This window comes from Parageobacillus sp. NEAU-HV-2 (assembly GCF_059115485.1).
The window spans coordinates 144,953-155,505 of record NZ_JBXUJJ010000004.1 but is presented as its reverse complement, the minus strand read 5'-3'; the positions used below and the strand labels follow the sequence as shown (position 1 = coordinate 155,505).

At 39.0% G+C, this 10,553-nt stretch carries 9 protein-coding genes; 8 read left to right on the top strand and 1 reads right to left on the bottom strand.

The window, feature by feature from the left end:
• Nucleotides 1-2 precede the first annotated feature (2 nt).
• The 6 genes from AC1WMD_RS09080 to AC1WMD_RS09055 all read left to right on the top strand — a co-directional run bounded on the left by AC1WMD_RS09080 (nucleotide 3) and on the right by AC1WMD_RS09055 (nucleotide 7,054).
• Nucleotides 3-725, top strand: a complete 723-nt coding sequence (locus AC1WMD_RS09080; protein WP_494256845.1) for an NlpC/P60 family protein — start codon at nucleotides 3-5, stop codon at nucleotides 723-725.
• A 270-nt stretch (nucleotides 726-995) separates the two neighbouring features.
• Entirely contained in the window at nucleotides 996-2,093 is a 1,098-nt protein-coding gene (locus tag AC1WMD_RS09075) for a YheC/YheD family protein (RefSeq protein WP_494256844.1), read from the top strand.
• On the top strand, nucleotides 2,050-3,426 hold the full coding sequence (locus tag AC1WMD_RS09070; RefSeq protein ID WP_494256842.1) for a YheC/YheD family endospore coat-associated protein: 1,377 nt from the start codon (nucleotides 2,050-2,052) through the stop codon (nucleotides 3,424-3,426). The genes AC1WMD_RS09075 and AC1WMD_RS09070 overlap by 44 nt, the downstream gene beginning before the upstream one ends.
• Complete coding sequence (locus AC1WMD_RS09065) at nucleotides 3,410-4,756, top strand: YheC/YheD family endospore coat-associated protein (protein WP_494256841.1); 1,347 nt, start codon at nucleotides 3,410-3,412, stop codon at nucleotides 4,754-4,756. Before AC1WMD_RS09070 ends, AC1WMD_RS09065 begins: the two co-directional genes overlap by 17 nt.
• Complete coding sequence (locus AC1WMD_RS09060) at nucleotides 4,753-6,084, top strand: YheC/YheD family endospore coat-associated protein (RefSeq protein WP_494256840.1); 1,332 nt, start codon at nucleotides 4,753-4,755, stop codon at nucleotides 6,082-6,084. Before AC1WMD_RS09065 ends, AC1WMD_RS09060 begins: the two co-directional genes overlap by 4 nt.
• Before the next feature lie 472 nt (nucleotides 6,085-6,556).
• Nucleotides 6,557-7,054, top strand: a complete 498-nt coding sequence (locus AC1WMD_RS09055; RefSeq protein ID WP_494256838.1) for a L,D-transpeptidase family protein — start codon at nucleotides 6,557-6,559, stop codon at nucleotides 7,052-7,054.
• Nucleotides 7,055-7,251: 197 nt separating this feature from the next.
• Here the strand turns inward: AC1WMD_RS09055 and AC1WMD_RS09050 are convergent, their stop codons facing one another.
• On the bottom strand, nucleotides 7,252-8,325 hold the full coding sequence (locus AC1WMD_RS09050) for a thermonuclease family protein (RefSeq protein WP_494256837.1): 1,074 nt from the start codon (nucleotides 8,323-8,325) through the stop codon (nucleotides 7,252-7,254).
• A gap of 490 nt (nucleotides 8,326-8,815) precedes the next feature.
• Between AC1WMD_RS09050 and AC1WMD_RS09045 the strand changes: the two genes are divergently transcribed.
• Nucleotides 8,816-9,064 (top strand): hypothetical protein, encoded by a 249-nt coding sequence (locus tag AC1WMD_RS09045; RefSeq protein ID WP_043904406.1) that lies wholly within the window; start codon nucleotides 8,816-8,818, stop codon nucleotides 9,062-9,064.
• A gap of 555 nt (nucleotides 9,065-9,619) precedes the next feature.
• Nucleotides 9,620-9,964 carry a hypothetical protein gene (locus tag AC1WMD_RS09040; RefSeq protein WP_017437759.1) on the top strand — a complete coding sequence of 115 codons (345 nt, stop codon included), beginning with the start codon at nucleotides 9,620-9,622 and terminating at the stop codon, nucleotides 9,962-9,964.
• Nucleotides 9,965-10,553: the final 589 nt, after the last annotated feature.

Sequence of the window (10,553 nt, the reverse complement as noted above, 5' to 3'; positions counted from 1 at the left end):
GAATGATGCCTGTTTCCTATGTATCTTTGACAACAGAAGAAGCGATCGCTAAATACAAAAAGAATTATGATGACTATGTCAATAATGAATTGGTGAAAGTGGCTCAGTATAGAGAAGCATATAAACATATCAAGGGAAGTCTGGCCGATCAAATCGTAGAACGCGCGATATGGTATATGGAGCATGGCTATACGGTATATGGCCATGGCTTCAACTCATACCATTCCCACGGAGTTGTCGATTGTTCGGGGTTTACGAAATTAGTCTATGGCGACTTTGGTTTTGAATTAACTGGTGTCGCTAAAAAATATGACAATATCGGTACAAGAGTGGAAGGTGTATATACGAAAATCGTCGATGGATATTGGAGCCTCGAAGGGGTGGAAAATCTTCGTCCCGGAGATATATTCACTTGGTGGAAACAGCGGCCCGACGGTACTTTTTACATCGGCCATGTTGGGATTTACATGGGGCAGCTCAATGGAAACCCAGCGGTAATCTGTACAGCAAGTGGAGCTCCTACAGCGATTGGGATTATCACCGGCTTTAAACGCTGGTATGGACAGCATTTCTATAATGCTCAACGAATTCTGCCGGAAGGCTCATGGACACCGGGAAAAGTGATCCCTGGCCATGAAGACAGAGGACCGGTCATTCCAGAGCAGTATGTACTCCCACCGCAAAAGCCTATTGTTATGCCTAATACCCAGAATTCCCAGGAGTAATAAGCCTTTTTGCTCTCCTTAAACATGTGGTGTCAATAGAGGGGGTTAAGCTTTTTTATATAGATCCTTTCACTTCTTCCATCGAGCCTGCTTCTGTTCGCGCTTTTCTGCTCTTCCGTCTTGAATGGGCTTGCAAAGGTCCATCATTGGACCTAAATGCTTTTTATTTATGCCAAATGATTTATTTGGACTTATACACCAATAAATGACGCAGTCATAAGATAAAGTATTGAAAGCTGTAATCTGATCGGAAGTAAAGAGGTGAAACTAGTGCAAACAGAAACCGTTGACTTTGGTTTTATATATAATGCAAAAAAACAGCAGCACATTTTTCCAAAAATGATTAACCACTTCAGCAAATTATCGGAAGAATACAACATAAGAACCGTCTTGTTTACATTACAAAATCTGGATTTGGAGGAGCAGGCCATTAGCGGCACGATCATAGAAGGAGATCAGGTAAGTCAAGGATTTTGCGAATTACCCCCTCTTATTTATAATTTTGCCCTTCATTCGACCGAAGATAAAATTGGAAAAATGAGAAACTTAAGGAAAATGGAAAATATCATGGTCATCAATCCTGTTAATCGTTTTGTTCAGGGCATCATTTTCGAAATGTTAGCCTCTTTAACAGGCTCTGAACAATTTCTCTTGCCCTCAGTAACATTAAATGCCGCAACTTTAACGGAGTATCTTCACAAGTACGATACGCTATTTCTTCTGCCAGAAAAAACGTTCCATCCACCAAAAGCTGTGGTCATCAAAAAGACTCGGAACGACAACTACATGATTTGTATCGGCCAAAACGGACAGATATGCGAAAAGAACGATATCGTTAACTATATCCAAAAGATGACGAACAACAAAAAACATATTCTAATGAAGGGAATCGAATGCTTTCAATGGGAGAACGGCCCCTTGGAAGCCAGAATCTATCTTCAAAAGGATGCAAACGGAGAATGGTCCGTTACAACCATAACGGCCAAGAACGGCATATTTTCAAGAAATGCATTCTGTCCCTCCAAAATAAACGATATACTCTGCAACCTTTATCATAACAAAAATATTGAGGAAACATTAGTCGACGTTTCTTTACGAATAGGAGGATTTTTAGATTTTTACATTCCCTTCATGGGGAGTTGTACACTTGATTATATATTTGATGAGAATGGTTGTCCCTACCTCATATACGTTGCTGGTTTTGAACAAGATCCATACTTGTATCATCACATAGATTCGGAGGCACAATCGAACCTTCTGAATAATGCTTTTCATTATCTGTTATTTCTAATGCATAACCATGTAACGGAAGGGGGGCAACAAAATGAAGTGGATCAAAGTGGAGAGAGAGGACACGGGGGAGATTGAAGATTCAGTAAATACGATATATGTTTCAAAAAATCTGGCAGACAAATTGAAAACTCAGACCAAACTGATATTTGGCCAAAACGAAATCCCCATCACAGTACAAGCTTCATCCTCCATTGATGAATGTACGGGAGATCATTTTCATAATCCAGCTCTGATCCGGCTCTCCCAAAATGTGTTTGACCAGCTTTTGATTCAGAAATCTGTCACGTATCAGATACGCTATACCGACACAACAATTTATATAGGTCCAGTTATTGGTTTTCTGCTTGGTGACCAGCATTATTATTATCACCATCGCAGATTGAAGGAATTAACGGATGCTATGGGGGCTTATGAAAAAGTAGGGGGTCTTTTCATCGCGTTCAGGCACTGCTCCATAAGTTGGCCAGAAAAATGTATTTATGGCCTATACTTCAACTACGAGAACAAAAGGTGGGTATATGGCAAATTGCCTCTGCCGTCAGTCGTTTATCGAAGAGGATTTAATTCCAGGAATAATTTCGTTAACGAATGCAGCGACGTTTCCAGTTGGGAAGTATTTAATGCTGTAAGGTTTGATAAATGGCAGTTGTATACTCAGTTAAAGGAAAATGATCGGCTGAATCCATATTTGCCAGAAACGGCATTATTAAGTGTTGACAGCTTATTAGCATTCCTCCATAAATATTCAAAAGTCATTCTGAAACCTAATAAGCTTTCTAGAGGCAGAGGGATATCGATTATCACATCCAAACCTGACGGGACACTGGAAGTTCATGATTATCGACAGTTTACCAATTTTACGATTCCCGCATCACAATTGGAGGATTATTTGCATGAAGGAAAATATTTGAAACGCGATTATATCATTCAGCCTTTTTTGGATTTAGCGCGAATCGACGGCAGTCCCTGGGATATAAGAGTAGTGATGCAAAAAAACAGATGGAAGCAGTGGGTTTGTAATGGAATAGAGTGCAGACTTGCAGGGACGGGGAAGATGATTACGAACATTTCCAATGGAGGCAGAGCGCTTGAGTTGAGTGAAGCGTTAACATTAGCCTTTGGTTCCGAAGTGGATCCTACTCAAGTGAGAAAAGATATTCTCTCCATTTCGATGGAGTTTTGCAAAATGATGGATAAAACAGGATTCCATTTTGCTGAATTTGGATTGGATCTTGCTCTTGATCAACAAAAACATTACTGGTTTATAGAAGCTAATGTTCGTCCAACCTTTAAAGGATTTAAAACATTAGATGATCGCATCTACCGACGGATATGTTACGAACCTATTCTTTATTCAGCTTCTATTGCCGGTTTTGGCTGGGAGGATAGCGATGAATCCGAAATATAAAATCATTCCGGACCTGCAGGCTCAAGACTGCTTGACGATCCACCCGAACACTGCGAAACAAAAAAATATTTCCGCTTCGAAAAAATGGTTTCTTCGTTTTGGCATCCAAGCGTTAGAAATTAAACTGAAAATATCTTCTAAGTTAAACGAAAACGAAATGAAATTATCGATTGGAATGATTGAGTCCTTAAGGATTCCTCTCAGTGGCCGTTACGAAATCCGGCGAGAGGGAAATGAAATTCTGATCGGGCCTTATATAGGTATTCTGACCGCATCAAAGAAGAGCATTTTGGACGATAGCGTGCAATATTTATCCAACTACTTATACGATTATGACCGCATTGGCGGAGCGATTGTTGCCTTTTCACTGGAAGGCATGGATCCTCTCAAATATACAATAGAAGGATATATGTTTAACCCGGACACGAAAGAATGGGAACCAGGCGTTTATTCGTATCCAGCCGCCGTGTTTAAAACGATTTATCTTAACAAAAGCTGGAGAAATCATTTTCAAACGTTTTTCGGCAATCGGCTATTTAACAGTTATGTATTTAATAAGTGGGAAATGTATAAATGGTTAAGTCAAGCATCTCACTTAAAGCAGTATTTGCCTGAGACGATTCTCTACAAAAAGCCACAGGATCTTGAAGCATTTTTGAACCTTCACCGACAAATTTATGTAAAACCGCTTCATGGCAGCATGGGTGAGAGAATTTTCAAGGTTTCCAAAAGTGAGGAACATGGCCTGAAATTGCAGTATCATCAAGATGGCATCCCTTATGAGATGACCTTTTCCAATCTCTTTAGCCTGGCTGATTTCTTCAAAAGCCAATTCAAGGGGAAAAAGTATATTTTGCAGCAAGCTCTTGACCTGATATCGTTCGAAGGAAAGAAAATCGATTTCCGCATCGTGATGGTAAAAGACCAGGCAGGTGTGTGGAATGATATGTGCATGGTGGCCAAATACGGACAGCAAGGCAGCATTGTGACAAATATTTTGGCGGGCGGCACTGCCGAAGTTGGAGAAATTACGCTGCAGAAAATATTTGGTCTTTCATCTGATGAGGTCTTTAAGTGGCGGAAAGAAATATCGCGTATCGTACATGAAGCCGCACAATGGATTGAACAATGCGGGGTACATTGCGGAAATTTAGGCGTTGATATCGGCATAGACACCCAGAAAAGGATGTGGATCATTGAAATGAACAACCTAAACCCTAGTCCGTTGTTTGCTCTTGATATTAACGATCGTCCGCTGTTTTATCGAATAAAGCTGCTGAATATGCTTTATGCCAAGAGACTTGCTGGGTTTCCGGAGGAGTTGTCATGAAGCGATATATTAAATGGATTTCCGAGAAAAAAGCCAACATGATTTTTCTTCCCGAATCCATCATAGAAGAAAGGGAAGTGATACCTCGGCGGATGATCTTACAAGTTGGCATATGGAAACAGGAAGTCGAAGTGGAGATTCATAGCGGCATACCTGAAAATACGATTGGCTTATCAAGCGCAATAAAACTGCCTTTCCAATTGCCGGAACACCTTCCATATGAAATAGAAATGAAAGGAAGAAAACTGCATCTCGGCCCGGTTATTGCCTTTATGGCCTTCAAGGAAGAACGGGATATCACGCCTGAGTCATTAAATGCGTATAAGGACTACTTAAGCAGCTACTCAGACATACGAGGACTTATTTATATTTGTGCAGCCAATAGAATCCATTCATCCGCCCAAACGGTTGAAGGTTATTACTACGACCCGGCTGCGAAAGAAGATGAAACTCCATGGAAGTATGGTTTTTTTCCGTATCCGGACGTTATCTACCGGAAAATAGATGTAAAAAAGCCAGTGTATGATCAAATTATTTCTAAAATTGAGGAAAATATGTTCAATTCCTATTTATTTAATAAATGGGAATTATGGCAATGGCTCTCCCCATATCCTTATTTGCGCGAACACTTGCCATATACCCAACAGTTGCAAAACGTTCAAAGCTTGGATCATATGTTATCCTTATATGGATCCGTCTATTTAAAACCGATAGAAACAAGCAATGAAAAGGGACTTTTCAAAGTGGATCAAACATGTGGCGGATATCGTTTCGTTGACGAATCTGCGGGGGAAAAATGTTTTCATTCCAAAGAAGAAGCAACGGAATTTCTGAACGGCTTCATAACGCAGGAGGACTATTTTATACAACAGGCAGTTTCGGCCAAGAGCTATGGAGAACACCGCCTTGATTTCCGAGTCATTCTGCAAAAAAATAGTTCCAAACATTGGAACTGTTCGGGCATCATTGCCCGTTTGGGGGACAAAACTGAAATTACCGCCAACTTTGACCGGTCAGGAATCTTTTTAACTGGAAAGGAAGCATTGAGGAAAGTTTTTCAAATGAACGAAAGGGAAGTATTTTTAAAAGAACAGGAAATGATTGATCTTTGCGTCTCAGCTTGCAAAACCCTTGATAAATGTGGAGGGAATTATGCGGATTTGGCCATTGATCTGATCATAGATGAAAACTTAAAAGTGTGGTTAATAGAAATCCATCCGCTGTATGACCACCAATTGCCTCTCTATTCGATCAAAGATAGGGAAATGTATTTAAAAGTAGTGACCGCTCCCTTCGAATATGCGAAATCTCTAGCTGGTTTCAGTTAATAGGGACCACACTCATGCATGCTTGACGGAGAAGCAGAAACATTCATGGTTAAACTGGGGCAGGTTGGCGGCAAAATTTTATACTTCGTTTCATCATGATTCTTTTTTTGCCAAAGACAAAGAGACCCATATCTGCTTTGGGCTTCTTTATCTTTTTTGCCGAGAAGACCCTCACCTCTAAGCGGAGTATAGGTGGGGGATGAATCGGCATTTTTTGCTTTTTAGTAATCGTAATAGTTGAAAAACGTTCTTCTTCAGTCATAAAATATAAATATACCGAACCTATGTTCTGTTAGATTAGGCTTTACTTTCCCGGGAATTGGTTTTGAAGCTACAGGCATTATGATACCTGGGGGCTATGGGGGAAGAAGGCGTTTGTTTAAAAAATTATTGTCAATTTTGTTTTATATATCATACGCTTTACTAAACCGCTGTTTCTGTTTCCAAAAGCCGAAAAGAGGAGGGGAGTCCCGTGTACAAGCATATTGTCAAACGAGGAGAAACCATCTCTTCCATTGCGATGGATTATCGTACCTCCGTGCAAGCGTTGTTAAGTGCCAATCGTTTAACCATCTCTTCTATCCTTGTTCCCGGTCAGGCGATTATTATTCCTCATCTTCCCGCCAAAGGCTCTATTCCATATACAATCCATATTTCTGTCAGCCGCCGGCAGTTAACATTAAAAAATAAGGGAAACATCGTTCGTACGTATCCGATTGGTGTTGGAAAAATGGTGACGGCAACACCTGTTGGCGACTTTGTCATTGTCAATCGCCAGCCGAATCCTGGCGGGCCGTTTGGCGCCATGTGGTTAAGTTTATCGAAAATTCATTATGGCATTCACGGCACAAATAATCCATCTTCCATCGGAAAATATGTATCAAAAGGATGCATCCGAATGCACAACAAAGACGTACTGGAATTAGCTTCGATCGTGCCAAACGGAACAGAGGTTTTCATCCGGCCATAACATCAAGAAATGCCGCAAACAAATTAAATGAGGCATATCGATCACTTATAAAAAATAGAAAGTTCGGATTTATATGGATCCGAACTTTTATCATACAACATAATCACCTGTTGCTTTCGGTTGAATTTATTTATATTCGATGCATTTTTGCATTGTTTACTAAATGAGTAAATCAAATGTTTGTTGCTTATCAAAAATTAGTTGTTAGAAGCTCCCTTGGTCGGTGTTGAATCCATCGTAGTAGACCAGCTTCCCCCGTCTGGCATCCGTACCCAAGATTTATCTGCAATGGAGGAAGAGTAGTGATACTGATCAATGATTGTCCCATCCGGAGATTTTAAAGTTACATCGTCTCCAGAGTTATTGTAATAGGCACTTGTTTCCCATACAAAGTATCCTTTTGCAGGGATGGTCGTTCCATTTGGAATGGTATAAGGAGACGAACCGCCATTGACAATATCGTCAATGATATAGCCAGATAAATCAACGGGAGAATCTGTTGGGTTGTAGATTTCTACAAACTCTTTCGGATAGTTTGTTCCGGATGCAGGTAGAACCTCATTAATCACAAGATCGCTAGAGACTGTCGAACCTTCTTTTGTATATCCAGCAGAAAGAGCATCCGATTCCGTAAAGAAAAACACACGCTTTTCAATCGGGATTTGTTTATAGTCGCTTGGTACAACATACTTTTTTGTGAAGAAATCCCCTACATACTTGTCTTGAGATTGTCCTGAAACACGGTCGCGAAACTCAAAAGGAAGTTCCGGAATAGGATTGGATGGATTCCACATTCCCCGACCGTTCTGTTTTGCTTCAAGATAGGCTTGCTGATACTCTTCGAAATGAAGCATATTTGGCCAGATATAGTAAGTCACGGCATGCCCCTGACGCACCATTTCTTTATTGACATCTAATGAGCCTTTATAGATATGAGCGAGTAAACGGCCATAAGCATCTGTTTCCTCTACATCCGTCTCAATCGTCACACGGGTTCCAGATGGAAGGAGTTGTTGAAGATAGTTTTTTGCTGCTGTTCCCCAAGGTTCTTGAGATTGTCCTTGATAGTTGGTTTCAGGAGTATCGATGGAAAGCATTCTTACCTTGTTTGTCCCTTGGATGGTTTCTTTGAGATAAACCGTATCGCCATCTACTACATGATCAATGGTAGCGGTGTAAGTAGCAGCAGATGAAGTGTGCGGGAAAAGCCCCCAAAACGCACTAAGAGTAGCAATGACAGGTAAAGCTAGAGAAAAAAATCGTTTTTTCACCACAAATCCTCCTTTAATAAAAGATCTACTTTCATTAAACCGTAATATTATTTGAGTATTATGAATTTTATGTTTATATATTGTAAATTTTTGTAATTTTATATTTAAAAATGGCCGAGTATCGGAATGTTCATCTGAAAAGAGGTTTCTATGTTTTAATAAAATTTTAACAAAATTTACATTATATGATGATGTATATAAATTAATGAAGGTTCTGTATCAAATCGGAGGTTGTCAGCAGTTATGTAAAAACCGAAAACACAACAGGTGCAGCTATTACCTTAGACATAAGGTAATAATTGGAAAGTTTTTTTCTTTTATTACGGTAAGTTAATAGTACTTTTAAAAATAGGTAAATATTGGGTTTATCAGCAAATTTTTGAGAAAAGCTATTATATAATGACTTTAGATGGAAAGAAAGGAGTTGAAAGTCTCCTGTAATTAAAATGCCTAGGAGGATGACTTAAAAAAATAATTAGGAGGAATAGAAATGGTATTTAAAACACTTTGGAAACTATCGACTCCTGTACTTGCCCTGATGCTTGTTGCGGCCTGCAACAATGGTCAAGACACGAAAGAAAACATGAATCCTCAAGAAAAGCCAACTAACGCAGAGATAAACACAAAAGAACCTGCTAGTAAGGAAGTGACTCCAGAAGAGAAGCCTACAAATGGTGATACGAATTCAGAAGAGCCTACAGATGGAAAAACAGATTCTGAAGAATCCACTAACAAATGATTTTGGATCTGTCACCATAGAATTAATAAAGCTCGATCAGAACCCTATGATAATATTCCATTTTACCAGTTGTTTTTAACATAACCTTATTTTCTCTATAAAAAATAGGGTCAGGCTTGGATCTGGCTGACTATAGAAAAAAGGAAAATATTACCTACTTACCAGTTTATTATTGATGATCTGCTGTGATCATTCTATTCTTTTACTTCTTTTCGTTGATGGAACGACATTTTTGGTCAACAAAGTCCAACATTCAGTGCAGTAAAGGATTGTATCAACCTTTGTTCATAAAAAATCCTTTTCTTGCAGTGATAAATATCACTGCAAGAAAAGGAAAATGTAGACAACATAAGATGGAGAGGGAGCATGATGGAAAGTTTACTCTATCTAGGTATGTATCTCCCGGGTGCTCTTGCCGTTACGTGGCTGATTACAATCGCCTTTGACCTATTATTTAAATAAAGGTACCAGAAGCAAGGGAAAAAATGGTTTTTTAGAACATGCTCAGGACCGACTAGATAGATTAGAAACGGTAGCTAGGAAGGAGAAAAGGAAATGAATTATGATACCAGCCTTCTTGATGAAAAGGAGAGAAAATTAGCCCGTTATTTGGAAGAGCATACAACAGATGAAGTTTTGAAAGAAGCCCAGGAATACATTCCATCCCTTCGTTCTCATTCAGATATTTTCCGTAAGTTGAGCGAAATGAATATACCACAACCCGTCATAAACACTATCATTTATTACGTTCTTGCCACGAATAACCAACAACTCGTGACTTATCAACTATTGATGCTAGCTGATTTATGCAGAAAGTGTAAAATAAAGAATGCTCAGGCAGCTATTACATTCTGTAAACAGTACTATTCATATCATACTCAAATAAGTCAAGAAGCTTAAAATCAATTTTCCCTTAAAAAAAGGTAAATCGATTCTGTTTGGTGATTTAAGGGTGATGACTTTCCATGAAAAAACGTGATAAAAGGCGAAAAAAGAAACGTGACTTCTTAAAAGATTACTTGAAAAACAGGTTAAAAAATTGGAATCCTAAACCTGTAAAAGCACCTGTATCTAACTATAAAACGTTGGTATAACAGTTGTGGTGCAAAAATCAAAATTAACATCCAAGGCTAGTAAGTCATAACAACTTACAGTGCGTTTATATACATAATCAAACTATATATATTGTAGCTAAAAAGCTAAGAATGCTTCCATTCATATCTTTGCATCAAAACTTTTTTTCCTGTGACACTCTAGGTTTGATATTTATCTCAAAGAGAAGAATAGAGCTAACCTAATAAGAGTGTAAGGAAGTCGATATGACTTCAGAAGAAGTCATGACTCAAATCCAACAACTAGAAAGTAACGGAGAATCATTGCAAAAAAACAAGTAAAACAGAAACATCCAGAAATGATGATAAATGCACTGTATTTTTTCCTGAGTTGGCAGCATTCAGTCGAGGAAAGCGGGGGAAATGAAGTTTCCTAA